20 protein-coding genes are annotated in these 17,567 nt (G+C 73.7%); 10 read left to right on the forward strand and 10 right to left on the reverse strand.

Translation table 11 applies throughout. The features are described from left to right. The first annotated feature begins 31 nt into the window (after positions 1 to 31). Positions 32 to 748: a thymidine kinase gene (locus ACNAVT_RS20480; protein ID WP_416298529.1), complete on the forward strand. Its 717-nt coding sequence runs from the start codon at positions 32 to 34 to the stop codon at positions 746 to 748. Positions 749 to 773: 25 nt separating this feature from the next. Here ACNAVT_RS20480 and ACNAVT_RS20485 read toward each other — a convergent pair whose 3' ends face one another. Then, positions 774 to 1,232 carry a hypothetical protein gene (locus tag ACNAVT_RS20485; protein WP_416298531.1) on the reverse strand — a complete coding sequence of 153 codons (459 nt, stop codon included), beginning with the start codon at positions 1,230 to 1,232 and terminating at the stop codon, positions 774 to 776. A 107-nt stretch (positions 1,233 to 1,339) separates the two neighbouring features. Between ACNAVT_RS20485 and ACNAVT_RS20490 the strand changes: the two genes are divergently transcribed. Both ACNAVT_RS20490 and ACNAVT_RS20495 read left to right on the forward strand, forming a co-directional pair. Further along, complete coding sequence (locus tag ACNAVT_RS20490; RefSeq protein ID WP_416298533.1) at positions 1,340 to 3,046, forward strand: acyl-CoA dehydrogenase family protein; 1,707 nt, start codon at positions 1,340 to 1,342, stop codon at positions 3,044 to 3,046. A 56-nt stretch (positions 3,047 to 3,102) separates the two neighbouring features. Then, complete coding sequence (locus ACNAVT_RS20495) at positions 3,103 to 3,474, forward strand: VOC family protein (protein WP_416298535.1); 372 nt, start codon at positions 3,103 to 3,105, stop codon at positions 3,472 to 3,474. A gap of 106 nt (positions 3,475 to 3,580) precedes the next feature. Here ACNAVT_RS20495 and ACNAVT_RS20500 read toward each other — a convergent pair whose 3' ends face one another. Continuing rightward, positions 3,581 to 4,573, reverse strand: a complete 993-nt coding sequence (locus ACNAVT_RS20500) for a tyrosine-type recombinase/integrase (RefSeq protein ID WP_416298536.1) — start codon at positions 4,571 to 4,573, stop codon at positions 3,581 to 3,583. 152 nt (positions 4,574 to 4,725) lie between these two features. Further along, positions 4,726 to 4,995 carry a hypothetical protein gene (locus tag ACNAVT_RS20505; protein ID WP_416298538.1) on the reverse strand — a complete coding sequence of 90 codons (270 nt, stop codon included), beginning with the start codon at positions 4,993 to 4,995 and terminating at the stop codon, positions 4,726 to 4,728. A 206-nt stretch (positions 4,996 to 5,201) separates the two neighbouring features. On the opposite strand from ACNAVT_RS20505, the gene ACNAVT_RS20510 reads away from it, so the two are divergent. After that, entirely contained in the window at positions 5,202 to 6,203 is a 1,002-nt protein-coding gene (locus ACNAVT_RS20510) for a helix-turn-helix transcriptional regulator (RefSeq protein WP_416298540.1), read from the forward strand. A 26-nt stretch (positions 6,204 to 6,229) separates the two neighbouring features. Here ACNAVT_RS20510 and ACNAVT_RS20515 read toward each other — a convergent pair whose 3' ends face one another. The 4 genes from ACNAVT_RS20515 to ACNAVT_RS20530 form a co-directional block, all read right to left on the reverse strand. After that, positions 6,230 to 6,739: a GNAT family N-acetyltransferase gene (locus tag ACNAVT_RS20515; protein WP_416298542.1), complete on the reverse strand. Its 510-nt coding sequence runs from the start codon at positions 6,737 to 6,739 to the stop codon at positions 6,230 to 6,232. Between the two features lie 37 nt (positions 6,740 to 6,776). Continuing rightward, on the reverse strand, positions 6,777 to 7,298 hold the full coding sequence (locus ACNAVT_RS20520) for a DUF2087 domain-containing protein (RefSeq protein ID WP_416298544.1): 522 nt from the start codon (positions 7,296 to 7,298) through the stop codon (positions 6,777 to 6,779). 70 nt (positions 7,299 to 7,368) lie between these two features. After that, a complete protein-coding gene (locus ACNAVT_RS20525; RefSeq protein WP_416298545.1) occupies positions 7,369 to 7,935 on the reverse strand; it encodes an isochorismatase family protein in 567 nt (188 codons plus the stop codon). Positions 7,936 to 8,005: 70 nt separating this feature from the next. Continuing rightward, positions 8,006 to 8,509, reverse strand: a complete 504-nt coding sequence (locus ACNAVT_RS20530; protein WP_416298547.1) for a MarR family winged helix-turn-helix transcriptional regulator — start codon at positions 8,507 to 8,509, stop codon at positions 8,006 to 8,008. Between the two features lie 68 nt (positions 8,510 to 8,577). On the opposite strand from ACNAVT_RS20530, the gene ACNAVT_RS20535 reads away from it, so the two are divergent. Further along, complete coding sequence (locus ACNAVT_RS20535) at positions 8,578 to 9,813, forward strand: MFS transporter (RefSeq protein ID WP_416298549.1); 1,236 nt, start codon at positions 8,578 to 8,580, stop codon at positions 9,811 to 9,813. Positions 9,814 to 9,822: 9 nt separating this feature from the next. On the opposite strand, the gene ACNAVT_RS20540 is transcribed toward ACNAVT_RS20535, so the two are convergent. Next, positions 9,823 to 10,218 (reverse strand): cupin domain-containing protein, encoded by a 396-nt coding sequence (locus ACNAVT_RS20540; RefSeq protein WP_416298551.1) that lies wholly within the window; start codon positions 10,216 to 10,218, stop codon positions 9,823 to 9,825. A 21-nt stretch (positions 10,219 to 10,239) separates the two neighbouring features. Next, the gene (locus ACNAVT_RS20545; protein WP_416298553.1) at positions 10,240 to 10,725 is read right to left on the reverse strand and encodes a GNAT family N-acetyltransferase; all 486 of its coding nucleotides are present in this window, start codon (positions 10,723 to 10,725) and stop codon (positions 10,240 to 10,242) included. 186 nt (positions 10,726 to 10,911) lie between these two features. On the opposite strand from ACNAVT_RS20545, the gene ACNAVT_RS20550 reads away from it, so the two are divergent. The 4 genes from ACNAVT_RS20550 to ACNAVT_RS20565 all read left to right on the forward strand — a co-directional run bounded on the left by ACNAVT_RS20550 (position 10,912) and on the right by ACNAVT_RS20565 (position 15,104). Continuing rightward, positions 10,912 to 11,325, forward strand: a complete 414-nt coding sequence (locus ACNAVT_RS20550; protein ID WP_416298555.1) for a hypothetical protein — start codon at positions 10,912 to 10,914, stop codon at positions 11,323 to 11,325. Further along, positions 11,326 to 12,543 carry an RNA-guided endonuclease InsQ/TnpB family protein gene (locus tag ACNAVT_RS20555; protein WP_416298556.1) on the forward strand — a complete coding sequence of 406 codons (1,218 nt, stop codon included), beginning with the start codon at positions 11,326 to 11,328 and terminating at the stop codon, positions 12,541 to 12,543. A 139-nt stretch (positions 12,544 to 12,682) separates the two neighbouring features. Then, complete coding sequence (locus ACNAVT_RS20560) at positions 12,683 to 14,236, forward strand: ArnT family glycosyltransferase (protein WP_416298557.1); 1,554 nt, start codon at positions 12,683 to 12,685, stop codon at positions 14,234 to 14,236. 49 nt (positions 14,237 to 14,285) lie between these two features. Further along, positions 14,286 to 15,104 carry a TIGR04222 domain-containing membrane protein gene (locus tag ACNAVT_RS20565; protein WP_416298559.1) on the forward strand — a complete coding sequence of 273 codons (819 nt, stop codon included), beginning with the start codon at positions 14,286 to 14,288 and terminating at the stop codon, positions 15,102 to 15,104. A gap of 26 nt (positions 15,105 to 15,130) precedes the next feature. On the opposite strand, the gene ACNAVT_RS20570 is transcribed toward ACNAVT_RS20565, so the two are convergent. Beyond that, positions 15,131 to 16,609, reverse strand: a complete 1,479-nt coding sequence (locus ACNAVT_RS20570) for a YfbK domain-containing protein (protein ID WP_416298561.1) — start codon at positions 16,607 to 16,609, stop codon at positions 15,131 to 15,133. Positions 16,610 to 16,890: 281 nt separating this feature from the next. Between ACNAVT_RS20570 and ACNAVT_RS20575 the strand changes: the two genes are divergently transcribed. After that, positions 16,891 to 17,481: an ankyrin repeat domain-containing protein gene (locus ACNAVT_RS20575; RefSeq protein WP_416298563.1), complete on the forward strand. Its 591-nt coding sequence runs from the start codon at positions 16,891 to 16,893 to the stop codon at positions 17,479 to 17,481. Positions 17,482 to 17,567: the final 86 nt, after the last annotated feature.

Raw genomic sequence — 17,567 nt, forward strand, 5'->3', positions numbered from 1 at the left:
GGGGTCGGTCGATCGACTAGGCTGCCCCGACGTGACCGACGACGCCGCCGCCCCGATCTGCCTGGCCCGACCCCTCCCGGACCCGGGCGACGACCGTGCGGGCGGCTGCGTCGCCGTCCGCGGCGTCGACGGGCGGCCGTTGCACGCCGCCGCGTTGAAGTTCTTCTGGGGACCGATGGACTGCGGCAAGTCCACGATGGCCCTGCAGATGAACTACAACCACGCGCGGCAGGGCCGCCGCGGCCTGGTCACCACCCGCATCGACCGTTCGCTCGGCCCGCAGGTCACCACCCGGATCGGCCTGGCCCACTCCGCCATCGAGGTCACCGACGACCTCGACCTGCGCGACCTGGTGCGCGACGCGCTCACCGACGGGGTACGCGTCGACTACCTGATCTGCGACGAGGCGTCCTTCTACAACCTGGACCACGTCGAGCAGATGGCCGACCTGGTCGACAACTACGACGTCGACGTGTACGCGTTCGGCCTGGCCACCGACTTCCGGTCCTGCCTGTTCCCGGCCGCGCAGCGGCTGTTCGAACTCGCCGACGAGGTGGCCCGCATCCAGGTCGAGGTGCTCTGCTGGTGCGGGCGGGAAGGGCTGCTCAACGCCCGGGTCGTCGACGGGCGGGTGGCCCGGGAGGGCGAACAGGTCGTCATCGGTGACACCGTCGACACCGCCGACGTGCGCTACCAGGTGCTCTGCCGCCGGCACTACCGCTCGGGCGACCTCGGCCCGCGCGACTGAACGCCGCCTCCGCCTCCGCGCCTGATCAGAACGGGTCGCCGCAGACCCGCCACTTCCCGTTCTCCTGCACCACCGGGAGCTTGCGCTCCTCGCTGTCGCCGCCGTCGCGGGTCAGCCGGGCGGTGACCGTGCCGCGCGGGCGGCCCGCCGAGGTGGCGACCGACACGTCGGTGATCTCGTAGCCGCGTACCTGCGGCGGGGTGCGTACCCAGCTGCCGAAGCCGCCCGCGCTCCACTTGCTCTTTGCCTGCCGGCACAGCTTCTCGTACGCCTTGTCGGTCTCGTCGGCGGCGACGGCGTGCAGAAACGTGTCGGCGGTCTCCCGCACCGGGCCGTTGGCCTGCATCACCACCTGCAGGTTCCACAACGCGAGGCCGGCCACCCCGATCAGGCACAGCCCCACCGTGAAACCGCCCAGCACCAGGCCGGTACGCACCGCCTGGCGAGGCCGGGCCGGCCGGGTCCACGCCTGATTGCCACCCATCACCTTCGACCGTATGCGCCCGGTCCATGCCCTCGCAGGCACATCGCCCCTGTCGCTGCCCGTGCGGAATCGTCTACGGTCGGCGCACGGCCTGGAAGGAGCGACGGATGACCCGCTATGTGCAGCCGGCACCGATTCCCGACGACCCGTACGCCGGTGACCCGCTGCTGCGGTCCTGGCTGGAGCGGCACCTCGGCCCGGCCGGGCACGCCGCGGTGAAGGGACGGCTGGCCGACCTGGCCGCCGACGTGGCCGGGCCGCTGCGGGCCGCGCACGCCGACGCCGAGGCGCACCCGCCCACCCTGGTCCGCTACGACCCGTGGGGCGCCCGCGTCGACCGGATCGACACCTCCGCCGGCTGGCAGATCCAGCGGGCCGCCGCCGCCCGGCACGCCGTGGTGGCGCTGCCCTACCTGGAGTCCGCCCGCGCCACCTGGGGGGCCGCCGCCCGAGTGGTCCAGCACGCCCTGCTGCACCTGTTCGGCCCGGAGTCGGCGACCTTCTCCTGCCCGGTGGCCATGGCCGACGGCGCCGCCACGCTGCTCAGCCACCCCGACGTCGACGGGAGTGTCCGCGACGCCTGGCTACCCCGCCTGATCTCCACCGATCCGGACATCGCCATCGTCAGCGGGCAGTGGATGACCGAGTCGCAGGGCGGCTCCGACCTGTCCCGCGCCAGCACCATCGGCCGACCCGCCGCCGACGGATCATGGCGGCTGACCGGGGAGAAGTGGTTCTGCTCGGCCGCCGACGCGCCGATGGCGGTGGCCCTGGCCCGCCCCGACGGCGCCGGCCGGGGCAGCCGGATGCTCGCGCCGTTCCTGGTGCCCCGCTACGCCGCCGACTCGCCGCTGGCCGGGGCCACCGTGGCGCCGGACGCGCCGGCGCCCGGCGTCATCGTGCACCGGCTCAAGGACAAGCTGGGCACCTGGGCGCTGCCCACCGCCGAGATCGGGCTGCGCGACGCGTACGCGCTGCCGCTGGGTGACCCCGCCGTGCCCGGGCTGGTCCGGGCGATGACCCTGGTGCGGGTGGCCCGGGTGCACAACGCGTCAGCCGCCGCCGCCGGCATGCGACGCGGGCTGGCCTACGCCCGGGCGTACGCCGAGGCCCGGCAGGTCGCCGGCGGCCGGCTGGCCGAGTCGCCGCTGCACCGCGCCACCCTGGGCACGCTCGCGGTCGACGCGGCCGGCGCGTTCGCCCTGGCCGGGCACGCGTTCGCGCTGCTCGGGCGGGTGGAGGTGGGCGCCGACCCGGAGGCCGCCGCCGAGCTGCGGGTGGTGGCGCCGTTGGCCAAACTCGCCACCGGGCGGCTGGCCGTCTCCTCCGCCAGCGAGTACGTGGAGGCGTTCGGCGGGGCCGGCTACGTCGAGGACACCGGGGTGCCGCGGCTGCTGCGCGACGCGCAGGTGCTGCCGATCTGGGAGGGCACCACCAACCTGCTCGCCCTGGACGTGCTGCGCGCGGTGGCCCGCGAGGATGCCGGCGCCCCGCTGCTGCGCCGGCTCGCCGCCGCCGTCGACCTGGCCCGACCGCTCTCCCCCGCCCTGGCCGACACCCTGGCCGCGGTCACCGGCGAGCTGCGCGAACACCTGGCCGAGGTAACCGCCGACCCGGCGGCGGTCGAGGTGGTGGCCGGTGCCCGCGGCCTGGCGCTGCGGGCGGCGTACGCGCTGGCCGCCGCGCTGCTGGTGGAGCACGCGGCGTGGGGCGACGAGCAGGCCGAGGCGGCCGCCCGGCTCTGGGCGCGGCGCTGGCTGCGCCACGAGGACATCGCCGCCGAGGCCCACCGGCAGCTGGAGCTGCTCTGCTGAAAACCGGCCCAGGTACCTGCCACAAGATGTCAGGTTCCGTGGCGAGACTGGGCGACATGACGATGCACGCCGACCTCGCGATGGTCAACCTCGACAGTTCCGACCCGGTCGCCCACGCCGGGTTCTACTCCCGTGTCCTCGGCTGGGAGGTCACCCACAGCCAGGCCGAATACGCCATGATCAGCAAGGACGGGACCTCGATCGGCTTCGGCCTGGTGCCCGGGTACGTGCCGCCGGCCTGGCCGGACGAGACCGCCGGCAAGCGCTACCACCTGGACCTGCACGTCGACGACGTGACCGTCGCCGAGAAGGAGTTCGTGGCGGCCGGCGCCACGAGGCCGGAGTTCCAGCCGGGCGGCGAGCGGTGGACGGTGCTGGTCGACCCGATCGGGCAGCCGTTCTGCATCTGCCCTCGCCAGCAGGGCTGAGGCGGCACCGGCTCGCCGCGCGGCTGTCCGCCCGGCGGGCCGGTCGGCGGACGCCTGAGTCGGCGCCCCGCAGATGTTGCCGGAGTGCCCACTCCGGCAGGGGAAATCAGGTGCTGCGGCGGGCCCGGGCGGCCCAGATGACGTACGCCGGGTCGCGGTCGAGGTTGTGCCGGTCGCGGTCGTAGCGGCGGGTGGTGCGCGGATCCGCGTGCCCCATGGCGTCCTGGACGTCCTCCAGCGGCACCCCCTCGGCGCGGGCGGTGGTGGCGAAGGCGTGTCGCAGTGAGTGCGGGGACAGCTTCGCCCAGGCCGGGATGCCGGCGGCCTGGGCGAGCCGGCGGACCAGCCGGAACACCGAGTGCCGGTCCAGCCGGGCGCCGGTGGCGGTGACCAGCAGCGGACCGGTCAGCTCGGGCACGGTCACCTGCCGCGCGGCGGCCCGCGCGGCCAGGTAGGCGTCCACCACGTACGCGGTGCCGGGGGTGAGCGCGCGGCGGCGAACCTTGCCGCCCTTGCCGACGAACCGGATGCTGCGGTGCCCCCGTTCGGCGCCCAGGTCGGTCAGGTCCAGCGAGATCAGCTCGCCGACCCGTAGCCCCAGGTCGGCCAGCAGGGCGATGGTGGCCCGGTTACGGGCGGCCGTCGGGCCGGTGTCCGCGTCGGCGGCGGCGAGCAACGCGTCGACCTCTTCCGGGGTCAGGCCGACGGTGCCCGAGTGGTCGCGGTCGATCCGGGGGCGGTCTGCGGCGGTGACCGGGTTGGCCTCGACCGCGCGCAGCTTCGCCAGGAAGTCGTACCAGCTGGACAGGGCGGACAGCCGGCGGGCGACGGTGGCCGGGGTGAGCGGCCGGCCGCTGCGTACGCCCAGTGTGGACTCCAGTTCGCGGCCGTAGGCGTTGACGTCGAGGAAGGTGGCCCGCAGCGGGTCGAGGCCGCGTCCGGCGCACCAGCTCAGCCAGCCCGCGACGTCCCGCCGGTACGCGTCGCGGGTGTGCTCGGAGAGCCGCCGGTTGCGCAGCCAGGCCTCGGTGAAGTCGGTCGGCCCGCCGCGCAGGGCGGGGCGGGCCGACCTGCGGGGCAGGACCTCGGGACGCAGCATGTGAGAAAGGCTCTCAGCCGGCGGGGTGAATGGCGACGAGGCGCGCCCGACCGGACCCGACGAACCTCACACCGTCGTCTCCGCCAGCCGGCCGTCGGCGATCCACCAGCGCCGGCTGAAGCCCACCGCCTCGGCCAGGTACGTGGCCCCGATCACCCGCAGCGTCCGCGCCAGCGTCCACCCCACGGCCCGAATCGTTGCGGCGTAAGGGATTTCCGCAACATGTTGCGGGTCTTGCGCAGCGGTCGGCGTCGATGCTGTGACGGATGCCAAATTCCGGATCTGGGCTTGCCCACGAGCAGGATGCGGTCGCCGCCGCGCACGACCAGGCCGGCCCAGTCGCCGGCCTTGACGATCAGGTCGAGGTCGGTGAAGAGGGGTTTGGCATCGTAGGACTTGCTGACCGAGACGGCTTTCAACACGGGTGATCCTCCGCGGGACGACGGGCGGGACCGCGGCCGGTGCGGCGGCGGTCGGTGACCGTGGCGGCGGGGCGGTGCGCCCGGCCGCGTCCTCGCGGATCACATCTGTCGGTCGACTCCTGCGGGTCGGCGTCGCTGTCGGCGCCGACTCTGCCAGCCGGCGGGCCTCGCGGCGACCGGTTTTCCGCCCGGGTTACCGTCGGCGGGTGCGTGCCAGCCGCCTGGTCTCCCTGCTGCTGCTCCTGCAGACGCGGGGGCGGATGACCGCCCAGGAGCTCGCCGACGCCCTGGAGGTCTCCGTGCGGACCGTCTACCGGGATGTCGAGTCGCTCGGCGCCGCCGGCGTGCCGGTGTACGCCGACCGCGGCCCGGCCGGCGGGTACCGGCTGCTGGAGGGCTACCGGACCCGGCTGACCGGGCTGACGGCGCCGGAGGCGGAGGCGCTGTTCCTGGCCGGGATGCCCGGCCCGGCCGCCGAGCTGGGCCTCGGGCCGGTGATGGCCGCCGCCGAGCTGAAGCTGCTGGCCGCGCTCCCCGACGAGCTGGCCGACCGGGGCGGCCGGGTGCGGCAGCGGTTCCACCTGGACGCGCCGGGCTGGTTCCGGCACCCCGAACCCACCCCGCACCTGGCCGCGCTGGCCCGGGCGGTGTGGGAGGAGCGGCTGGTGGAGATGCGCTACCGGCGCTGGCGGGCCCCGCGCGAGGTGACCCGGGTGGTCGCGCCGCTCGGTGTGGTGCTCAAGGCGGGCCGCTGGTACCTGGTGGCCCGGTGTGGCGAGCAGCTTCGCACCTACCGGGTCGCCGCGGTGCTCGACGTGGAGGTGCACGACGAGCGGTACGAGCGGCCCGCCGACTTCGACCTGGCCGCGTACTGGCAGGAGTGGACCGCGCGGTACGAACGGGACGTCTACCGCGCACAGGCCCGGGTCCGGATGACGGTGGCCGCGCTGGAGTACGCGTCGTACGTCTTCCCGCCGGAGATGAGCCGGGCGGCCCGGGCGGCGGCCGGCGAACCGGACGAGCACGGGTGGCTGGAGACCAGCGTGCCGATCGAGTCGGTGAAGCACGCCCACACCGAGCTGCTCAAGCTCGGCGCGGAGGTGGAGGTGCTGGCGCCGGCCGAGCTGCGGGAACGGCTGACGGCGACCGCCCACGCCCTGGCCCGGCTCTACCCGGCGTCCCCACCGGGCCCTGATCTCCGGCGCTGATCTCCTTCGGCGTCTTCGGCTCCCGTTCAGCGCCGGGCGACGGCGTCGTCGACCAGGGCCGGCAGCAGCTTCTCGAACCAGTGCTGGGCGTACGGACCCTCGTTGAAGGCGGGGATCTCGACGTAGCCGTGGCGGGCGTAGAGGGCGCGGGCCTCGACCAGGTCGGCGCGGGTGTCCAGCCGGATCCGGTCGGCCCCGGCCGCCCGGGCGTGCGCCTCGGCGGCGGCGAGCAGGGCGGCGCCACCGCCGGTGCCGCGGTGCGCCGGACGAACGTAGACCCGGGTGAGTTCCGCCCAGTCGGGATGCCGGCGCAGCCCGGCGCAGCCGGCGAGGCGCCCGTCGTGGCGGGCCAGCAGGAGCAGCCCGGTGGGCGGGGCCAGGTCGTCGCTGGGCATCTCGGCCAGCGCCGCGGTCACCTCCTCCGGCCGCTCCGGACGGCCGTACCAGCGGCGGACCATCTCCGCCATGTACTCGCGCAGCAGGGCCGCCGCGTCGGGGGCGTCGGGCGGGGTGAGGCACGTCGTCCAGGTCGTCACCGCCCGATCATCACCGGACGGTCAACGACTTTTCCGGTCAGGGCCGCCAGTAGACGCCGTGGTCGCGGGCGAGGAGCAGGTCGTCGACCAGGTAGCGGCGCAGGGTCACGTGGTCGGCTCCGCCGCTGTCGCACCAGGCCCGCAGCGCGTCGTCGACGGCACGCTCCGGATACCGTGCGCCGGGCTCGAACGAACGCTCGGTGATGTGTTCGAGCAGCACCCGGCGGCGTGCCCGCTGGGCGGGCAGGCGGGTCAGCACCCCGTCGCGGAGGAAGGTGCGCAGGATCGCCTCCCGAGGGTTCGCCGCCGGTGGCGGAGATACCGCGCCGCCCGCCCGGGCGAGCTCTCGCAGCCGGTCCCCGTCGATTCGCAGCCCGGTGCCGTCGTCGGTCACCACGTCGGCGGTCACCAGCCGGCGTACGGCGTTGGCGACATCACGCCCGGGCAGCCCGGTACGGGCCACGACCTCGGGAATGTTCGCGGCACCCAGCACGATCGCGGCGAACACGGCACGACGCCGGTCGTCGGCGAGCGCGCCCGCAAGGGCCTGTGCGGTCATGTGGGGCAGCCTGCCAGCCCGCCCCCTCGGGCGGCCAGGCGTTTTCCGGCCCGCGTCGACCGGGTCTCGCTCAGGCGCGGGTGATCGCGGCGAAGTCGACGTCGGCGGTGTCGACCGTGCCGGCGGTCCGGCCGGGGGCCTTGTGGTAGCGCCAGTACAGGTTGGTGTGGGCGATCACCTTGTCCGGCGGCGGCGCGCCGTAGGCCGAGAGGTCCTCGGTCGTGTGGGCGTCGCCGACCAGCGTCGCGTCGTAGCCGCGGGCGATCGCGCCGTGCAGGGTCGAGCGGATGCACTCGTCGGTCTGCGCACCGGTGACGATGAGCCGGCCGATGCCACGCGCGGCGAGCACCCCTTCCAGATCGGTCTCCTCGAAGGAGTCGCCGTACGCCTTCTGCACCAGCGGCTCGGCCTCGCGCCGCACGAGCTCGGGCACGTACTGCCAGCTCTCGCTGCCCGTGGGCAGGTCGTCGCTGTTGTGCTGGATCCAGACGACCTCGATGTCGCCGGTCCGCGCCCGATCGACCAGGGCCGCGATGTTCGCGATCACCCGGTCCCGGTCGAACGCGTGCCCCACGACGCCGTTCTGCACGTCGATGACGAGCAGGGCGGTGTGCGGTCGGTCGGTGAGCGTGGTCATTGCCGCCTCCCCGGACTGCGTCTACTGGTCTGCGGCCACCCTAGACCTGCCCACCGACACTGTTCCCTGGTCAGGGCCCGGCCGGCGGACGCTCGGTGGTCAGCGTGACGCGGCGCAGCAGGTCCGACAGCAGCCGCCGCTCGTCCGGGGTCAGGGCGCCGAGCACTCGGTGCTCCTCGTCGCCGACCACCCCCATGGCGCGTCGCCAGGCGGCCAGACCCGCGTCGGTCAGCTCGACGTCGATCCGGCGCCGGTCCACGGTGGACGGAATTCGCCGGACGAAGCCCCGGCGGACCAGCGCATCCACCCGGGCGGTGATCGAGGCGGGCGCCATGCGCAGGTCGCCGGCGATCTCCGTCGGCGCGGCCCGGCCGCCCCGACCGGCGAGGGCGTGCAGTGTGCCGTACTCCTTCTCCTGGAGGTCCAGGTCCGCCAGGGCGCGGTCCTTGACCTCGCGTAGGTGCCGACTGAGGAACGACATCCGGGTGACCGCGCCCTCGATGTCGGGGTCCAGGTCGGGCAGGACGGGCAGCCAGCGGGCCACGTGCTGGTCGATGCGGTCGCGGTCGGTCACCCGCCCACGGTACGCCGTCACCGAAATATTCGTTGTCGAAATATTAGACGTCGAAGTAATCTGCCCAGGTGACACACGCCCTCCGGCTCCGCGCCTTCCGCCTGCTCTTCCTCGGCCGTACGGTCTCCGCCCTCGGTGACGCCGTCGTCCCCACCGCCCTGGCCCTGGCCGTGCTCCGCGCCACCGGCTCGGCCGGCTCCCTCGCCGTGGTGCTCGGCTGCGCGATGGTGCCGCGGCTGCTGCTGCTCCCCCTCGGCGGCGTGATCGCCGACCGCTTCGACGCCCGCCGCGTGGCCATCGTGACCGACCTGGTGCGCTGTGCCGCCCAACTCGCCGTCGGCGTCGAACTGCTCGGCGACGCCCCCGCGCTGGCCCACCTCGCGGTGGCCTCCGCCGTCGGCGGTGCGGCCTCGGCCTTCGCCATCCCCACCGCGTCCCCGCTCGTCGCCGGCACCGTCGACGTCGAAGGACGCCAGCGGGCCAACGCGCTGATGGGCGTCACCGCCAACGCCAGCCGGCTCGCCGGCCCGGCCCTGGCCGGCCTGCTGATCTGGACCGCGGGCCCGGGTTGGGCGTTCGTGCTGGACGCCGCCTCGTTCGCGGTCAGCGCCGCGCTGCTGTCGGTCATCCGGGTCCGGCACGTGCCGGTTCCGCACCGGTCGCTGCGCGCCGACCTCGTGCTGGGCTGGCGAGAGGTCCGCTCCCGCGACTGGTACTGGAGCAGCCTGCTCGCGCACGGCGTGTGGAACGGTGCCGCGGCGGTGCTGCTCACCGTCGGCCCGGTGATCGCCGTGGACCGGCTCGGCGGGGAGGGCGTCTGGGTGCTGCTCCAGCAGGCCGGCGCGGTCGGCCTGCTGCTCGGATCGCTGCTCGCGGCCCGGGTACGTCCCCGCCGGCCAGTGCTGCTGGGCAACCTGGCCCTGGCCACGTACGCCGCGCCGCTGCTCCTGCTCGCCGTCGCCGCGCCCGCCCCGGCGAGTATCACCGCGTACTGCCTCGCGCTGGTCGCGCTCGGCTTTCTCAACCCGGTCTGGGAGACCGTGGTGCAGGGCCAGTTCGCACCCGACGTGCTGGCCCGGGTCACCTCGTACGACTGGCTGATGTCCCTGGGCGCCATGCCGATCGGCTACGCCCTCGCACCGCTCGCGGCCGGGGCCTGGGGGCCATCGGCGCCGCTCGCGGTGGCCGGTGCGCTGGTGCTGCTCGCCTGCGCCGGCACCGCCGCCGTCCCCGGCGTACGCCGGCTGGGCTGGCCGGTCAGCGTCCCGACCGCACCCGTGGAACAGGCGCCGGCGGGGCGCTGACCGGCCCGGTCACAGCCGGTGCCCGGTGGTGGCGTCCACGTGCGCGGGGACCTCGTCGTGCCGGTCCCCCACACTGGACGTGCCGGACGGCTCGAACATCAGGATCGACGCGCCGTCCGGCGCGAACGGGCGGTGCTCCACCCCGCGCGGCACCACGAACACCGCGCCGCGCGGCAACACCACCTCCCGCTCGGCGCCGTCCGCGCCGTCGCGCAGGGCGATCCGCAGCTCCCCGTCGAGCACCAGGAAGAACTCGTCGGTGTCGTCGTGGGAGTGCCAGACGTGCTCTCCGGCCACCTTCGCGATCCGCACGTCGTAGTCGTTGACGATGGCGACGATACGGGGACTCCACAGCTGGTCGAAGCGCCCCAGGGCGGCGGCCAGCTCGATCGGCTCAGCTCTCATCCGTCCATCGTCGCGCACCGGTCACAGCGGGCGATGCATGACATGCAGTCCCACCCGGCCCAGGGTGGGGTGGGCGAAGGACTCCGGCACCGTGCCGATCACCGCGAAGCCGAGCCGCCGGTACAGCTCCACCGCCGCCTCGTTGGTCTCCACCACCGCGTTGAACTGCATCGCGGCGTACCCCCGGCGGCGGCCCCAGTCCAGGGCGTACTCGGCGAGGGCCCGGCCGACGCCGCGACCCCGTGCGTGGGCGGCGACCATGAAGCTGGCCGTGGCCACGTGCGAGCCCGGGCCGGGCCGGTTGGTGCCCATCTTGGCGGTGCCGAGGATCGCGCCGTCCTCCTCGGCGACCACCGTCTGGCCAGGCGGTCGTTCCACCCACACGTCATGGGCGACCTCCGCGGGCCACGCGGGGTCGTACGGGAAGGTCTCCGCGGCGGTGATGACGTCCTCGACGATCGGCCAGACCTGCGCCCAGTCGGCCTCGGTGAACTCGCGAATCCGCATTCCGCGCACGCTAGACGGTGTCCACCGACGTTTCGCCGGGTTGGTCGCTGCGGAAATTTGTCGTACGGGTGGTGTTGGGTTTGGTTCGTGCCTCGTCGTCGGGATCCTGCCGCGTCTCGGGTCGTGTATCGCACGGCGCGTGTCGCTGTGCGGGTGACGGCTGGGCAGCGGCGGCGGTGTTTCGGGTTGCTGCGCTCGGCCCGTGACGTGTGGGCGTGCGTGTTGGAGATCAATGCATGGCGGCGTCGCCGCCACGACATGCCGTTGACCGGCTACCAGGCGTTGCGTCGGGAGTTGTCTGGCCACCGCGATGTGGCGGGCGAGCACCGGTCGGGGCCGGGCACGTTCGGTGAGTTGGATGTCGCGGGTGCCCAGTCGGAGTTGCGGCGGTTTTCGGATGCGTGGTTCGCGGCGGCGAAACGCCGTAAGAATGGTGACCTGGCGGCGCGGTTTCCGCGTCGTCGCCGGGGGTTGATGCCGGTGCGATGGCATCACGCCACCTTCGGCATCGACGGGCGCCGGGTGCGCATCCCACCCGCCCAGGGCGCTGCGCCGTTCGCGGCGGTGAAGCGGTACGTCGAGCAGCAGAAGGATCGGTAGATGCTGATCGGTCGTCGCTACTTGCTCGCGTTCACCGAGTCGCAGGCAACCTACGCCGAACAGGTTGGTGCCGCTTGCCGGGCGGTGTGGAACACGGCGCTGGAGCAGCGCCGTGAGTACCGCCGCCGCGGCGCATGGATCAACTACAACGAGCAGGCCCGGCAGATGGCCGAGGCGAAGAAGGACCCGGCCTGCGCGTGGCTGGCCGAGGCGCCGTCGCACACGTTGCAGCAGACCCTGCGCGACCTGGAGCAGGCATGCAAGGCGCATGGGACGTGGAAGGTGCGGTGGCGGTCCAAGACCCGCACTGCTGCGTCGTTCCGGTTCCCCGACCCGAAGCACATCATGGCTCGTCGGTTGAGCCGGCGGTGGGGTGAGGTGCGGCTGCCGAAGTTCGGGCCGGTCCGGTTTCGGTGGACCAAGCCGCTCGGCGGCACCATCCGCAACGCCACGGTCTCCCGCGACGGGGGCCGATGGTACATCTCGTTCTGCGTCGAGGACGGCGTTGCAGAGGCCGCGCCGAACGGCAAGCCGCCGATCGGCGTCGACCGGGGCGTGGCCGTCGCCGTGGCCACGTCGGACGGCGGCCTGGACGATCGGGCTTTCGTCACTGCCGGCGAGGCGGCCAGACTCAAGCGGTTGCAGCAACGCCTGTCGCGGTCGCTGCGCGTGCATGGCCGCAACCGTGGATCGAAGCGCCGCGAGAAGACGCGCGGCGAGATCAGCCGGCTCAACGCCCGCATCCGGCACCGGAGGGCCGACTTCGTCACGCAGAAAGCCGTACAGGTTGTCCGCGATCACGGCCTGGTTGCGGTCGAGGGCTTGCGGATCAAGAACATGACCGCCAGTGCCAAGGGCACCATCGAGCAGCCGGGCCGCAACGTGCGCCAGAAGGCCGGCCTGAATCGAGCCATCCTGTCCAAGGGCTGGGGTGGGTTCCTACTCAAGCTGGAACACGCCGCCCGCTACCACGGCGCACACATCGAAAAGGTCAACCCCGCGTACACGTCGCAAACCTGCCACGCCTGCAAGCACATCGCTCCGGAATCCCGCGAGAGCCAAGCGGTCTTCCGATGCGTCGCCTGCGGACACCAGGACCACGCCGACGTCAACGCGGCCAAGAACATACTCGCCGCCGGACTGGCGGTAACAGGGCGTGGAGACCTCGGGGCTACCCGGTCTGCGAAACGCCAACCACCCGAACTGGTCGCAACATGAACACCGATCAGCCACGGGAATCCCCCCGCCTTCAGGCGTGGGGAGGAAGTCAATCTTCCGGGACCTGTGCCCGAACCGTGACCGGCCAGCCACCCGGACGGGGGCCCCGCGCGGTGGTGGATTCACCCATCATGGACGCATGGTCGAACCCGCCACCGACCTTGACGACCGCGACGCGCCCCCGTCGAAGCCCATCGCGACCGTGCCCCCGCCCCTCGGCCCGGCCACCCGCGGGCCGTGGCTGGTCGGCGGTGCCGTCACGGCCGTCCTGCTGCTGCTCGCCGGCCGGTACGGCTACCACCGTGACGAGCTCTACTTCCTGCTCTGCGGCCGCCACCTCGACTGGGGATACGTCGACCAGGGCCCCCTGGTGCCGGCCCTGGCCCGACTGGCGGACACGATCGCGCCCGGCAACCTGGTGGTGCTGCGTACGCCGTCCGCGCTGATCGCCGGCGCGGCGGTCGTCCTGGTCGCGGCGATCGCCCGGGAGTTCGGCGGCGGCCGGGCCGCGCAGCTCTTCGCCGCCTTCCTCGGCGCCGTCGCGGGGATCGTGCTCGCCCCCGGCCACCTGCTCAGCACCACCACCGTCGACCTGCTGGTCTGGCTCGCCGCCGCCTGGTGCGCGGTGCGGATGCTGCGCACCGGCGACAGCCGCTGGGCCCTCGGCGTCGGCCTGACGCTCGGCCTCGGCATGCTGAACAAGCTGCTGCCCGGCCTGCTCGCCGTGGGCCTGCTGGCCGGGGTGGCCCTCGGCGGGCCACGCCGGCTGCTGCGCGACCGGTGGGTGTACGCCGCCGCTGGAATCGTCGCCGTGCTCGCCGCGCCGTACCTGGTGTGGCAGGCCGCGCACGGCTTCCCCCAGCTGTCCGTGGCCTCCCAGATCGCCGGTGGCGACAGCTCCTACAGCGGTCGCGTCGACGCGCTCACCCTGCAACTGGTCATCATCAGCCCGTACGCGGTGCCGATCTGGATCGCCGGGCTGGTGGCGCTGCTGCGCCGCCCGGCCTGGCGGGCGTACCGGGCGATCGGCTGGGCCTGGCTGGTGGTGTTCGCGATCGTGCTGCTCGCCGGCGGGAAGGGCTACTACGACGCCCCGCTGCTGCTGGTGGCCACCGCCGCCGGAGCGGTGGTCACCGCCGAGTGGGCCGGCCGGGGCGCGGTGCGAGCCCGGCGGGCGGTGCTCGCCGCCGGCGCCGCCGTGGCGGTGGCCGGCAGCGCGATCCTGCTACTGCCCACCCTGCCCGCCGACCGGCTGCCCGGTTTCGTGGTCGACGTCAACTACGACGCCGGCGAGACCATCGGCTGGCCGGCGTTCGCCGACTCGCTCGCCGCCGTCCACCGCGGCCTGCCGCCGGAACAGCAGCAGCGCGCGGTGATCCTCACCGGCAACTACGGCGAGGCGGGCGCGGTGGCCCGGTACGGGCCGCAACGGGGACTGCCGCGGGCGTACTCCGGGCACAACAGCATGGCCGGATTCGGCCGGCCGCCGGCGGACGCCGACGTGGTCATCGCGGTCGGCTGGGCCCGGCCCGACCAGCTCCGGAACTGGTTCACCGAGGTCACCGAGGCCGGCCGGATCGATCAGCGGGTCGAGGTCGACAACGACGAGAACGGCCTGCCCATCTTCGTGTGCCGGGGACTGCGACAGCCGTGGGCGCAGATCTGGGACAGCGAGGTCCGGCACGCGGGCTGACCCTCCGGCCGGGTCGGCCTGGCCCGGGCGGCGTTGAATACTTGTCGGCATGCTCTGGGGTGTCAGTGGTCCGGTCTTCCTCCTCGACTACGTGGCGGGGGTGGCCGGGGCCCTCGCGATCGCGTTGTCCGTGCGGGCGTTGGCCGGGTGGCGGACCCGCGGCGAGCCGCTGTCGACCGTCGAGTTGGCGTACCTCACCGACCGGGCCGGGCTGGCCTGCCAGGTGGGCATGGCGGCGCTGCGCCGAGCCGGCGTGGTGCAGCTCGGCGAGCTGGCGACGCTGTCGGTGGACGGGCCGCCACCACCCCGGTCCGCCCCGCTGGTGCGCGCCCTGCACGCCGCGCTGCGGCGTCCGCAGACCTGGGCCGCGGTGCTCGCCGACCCCGGCGTGGGCCGCGCCTTGCGCCGGTTGGTGAGCCGGCTCGTCCGCGACGGGTGGCTGCTCACCCCGGCGCAGCGGCGTCGCGTGGCGCTGGGCACCCTGCCGCTGTTCGCGGTCGCCGCCGTCGGGGTGACCCGGCTGCTTGACAGCGCGGTCGAGGGGCGCGAGGCCGGCGGCCCCGCCTCCATGGCGGGCCTGCTGCTGTGCTGCCTGGCCACCGTGCTCGGCGGCTGGTGGCTCTGCGAGGTGCCGGTGACCGGTGGGGCCGCGCGGCGGCTGCTACGCCGACAGCGCCGCACCTACGCCGCGCTGGCACCGGAGCAACGGCCGGTATGGAGCGAACGCGGCACGGACGAGATGCTGACCGCGATGTCGGTGTTCGGGCCGCGTCCGCTGCTCGCCGTCGACCCGGCCTTCGCCGAACTGGTCGGGGTCGACCCCGATCGCACCCGGCCCCGCGACTACGCCACCACCAAGCGCCGCTGATCGCGGTTTCCGAGCGCGGCCGGGGATCAGCGGAGTTCGGCGGCGAGGTGGATCACCCTCGCGAGGTCCTTCACCTCCGCGTCGTCGGTGGCGGCGCCGGCCCGCTCCGCGATCGCCGCCAGGTCGTCCAGGCGCACCTCCCGCCCGGACGGGCCGTCCTCCAGCGCCTGCGCGAAGTAGGCGGCCGCGTAGCAGGTCCGCAACCGGGGAGACGCGTCCCGGAAAGCCCGGTTCAGGTCGGTCACGGTCACCGACTCGTACGCTTCGGCGGCCTCATGGTTCGTCGGATCGGTCCATCGCACGTGCACCCCGGCGATCCGGGCCGACGGGGACGCCTCGTCGGCGAGCCGGACGGCGTAGAGCGCCGTGACGCTGTGTCCCGGTCCGACCTCGCCGCCGTCGACGCGGTCGTCGCGGAAGTCCTCGTCGTCGATCGCCCGGTTGTCGTAGCCGATGAGGCGGTAGGACCGCACGGTCTTCGGTTCGAAGCTCACCTGCACCTTGGCGTCGAGCGCCCGGACGCTCAACGTCGCCGGCAACTGCCGGACGAACACCTTCCGGGCCTGGGCCCGCTCGCTGACGTACACCACGAAACCGTCGCCCTTGTCGGCCAGTTGCTCCATCAACTCGTCGCCGTACTCGCTGCCGACCCCCACGCCGAGCATTGAGATCTCCTTCTCCGCCTCGGCGCGTACCCGGCGCAGAATCGGCTCCGCCTTCGTCGCGCCCGTGTTGGCGAGCCCGTCGGAGAGCACGATGACCCGGTTCGTCCTGCTGGGGCGGAAGCCGTCGCGGGCCACCCGGTAGCCGAGCACCAGGCCGGCTTCGAGGTTGGTGCTGTCCTCCGTCCGGAGGGAATCGATGGCGTCGTGCAGCTTGTCGGCGTCGGAGAGGCGGGTCATCTCGCGGACCACCCGGGCTCTGCCGCTGAAGGCGACGATGGCGATGGAGTCGGTACGACGCAGCTGGTCCACGAGCGTATGCAGCGCGTCCTGGACGAGGTCGAGCCGGCCGGGCTCATCCATCGACCCGGAGACGTCGACGACGAAGGTGAGGGCGGCGTCGGGGCGGGTCTCCTCGTCCTCCGAGCGGGTCTGCAGTCCGACCCGCATCAGCCGGACCTGCCCGGAGGCCTCGTGGGTGTCGGGGAGGCGGGCGCCGTCGACGTGCACGGCGAAGCCGTCGCCGGCGGGCTCGGCGTAGTCCTGCCGGAAGGAGTTGACGAACTCTTCGGGCCGCACCGCGGTCCCCTCGGGCAGCCGCCCGTCCAAGATGAGCCGGCGGGCGTAGCCGTAGGACGCGGTGTCGATGTCGACGCCGAAGGTGGAGCGCGGATCGTCCTCCGTCGCGGTTTCGTCCCCGCCGGTCCAGGGCGTGCCGCCGTGGTGGCGGACGGGCCCGTGGGCCGAGTCGCTTCGCCGCGCGCCCCCGGCGGAGCACGCGGTGACCGTCATCGTGATGGCGAGCGCCGCCAGCAGCAGCGGCGACCGTCGCGTATGGACCATCAGATCCTCCCGACAGGCTTGGGGGGCAGGCGATCCGGCCGCTGCGTGCCGGATCCGTCACGGTCATTGACGCAGATGGACGGTGCGCCGGGTCCCCTCGTGGCCGAGCCGATACCCAAGCGTGAACGTCGTGACCACTCTGTGTGCGGAATGTGACCTGAGCGGCCGGCAACGCACCGGTTGGCCGTTCCCACCCGGCAGGGCCGGCGCCACCGGCGACAATCAGCTCGCCCGCACCTGTACCGTGGCCGCCCGGCCCGACATGACCCCGGAGGAACCCCATGACCACACCCGCCGACGAGGCCCTGCTCGCTGCGGCGAGCGCCGGCGACCCGGCCCGCGTACGCGCCGCACTGGCGGCCGGCGCCGACCGGGAAACCCGCGACGCGCGGCGGCGTACCGCGCTGCTGCTGGCCGCCGCGAACGACCACGTCGAGGCCGCCCGCGTGCTCGTCGACGCCGGCGCGGACCCGAACGCGCTCGACGACCAGCGCGACACCCCGTGGCTGGTGACGGGCGTGACCGGCAGCGTGGCCATGCTCGAGGTCCTGCTGCCGGCTGGGCCGGATTTCACGATCGTGAACCGGTACGGCGGGATCTCGGTCATCCCGGCGAGCGAGCGGGGCCACGTCGACTACGTCCGGCGCGTCGTGCGTACCGGCATCAACGTCAACCACGTCAACAATCTCGGCTGGACCGCCCTGCTGGAATGCGTCATCCTCGGCGACGGAACGAAGCCGTATCAGCAGATCGCGGAGATCCTGGTGGCCGCCGGCGCGGACGTCCACCTGCCCGACAAGGACGGCGTCGACGCGCTGCAACATGCTCGCCACCGCGGATTCGACCAGATCGTCGCCATCCTGTCACGGTGAGCACGGCACGGCGCGGCTGGTCTCCACGACGGTGGTCCAGGCGATGTCGCGCTGCTGCGGCCCGGCGGCGCATGCGGCACAGTGGC

Origin of the sequence: Micromonospora sp. SL4-19, assembly GCF_047921475.1 — a bacterium.
Classification (GTDB): domain Bacteria; phylum Actinomycetota; class Actinomycetes; order Mycobacteriales; family Micromonosporaceae; genus Micromonospora.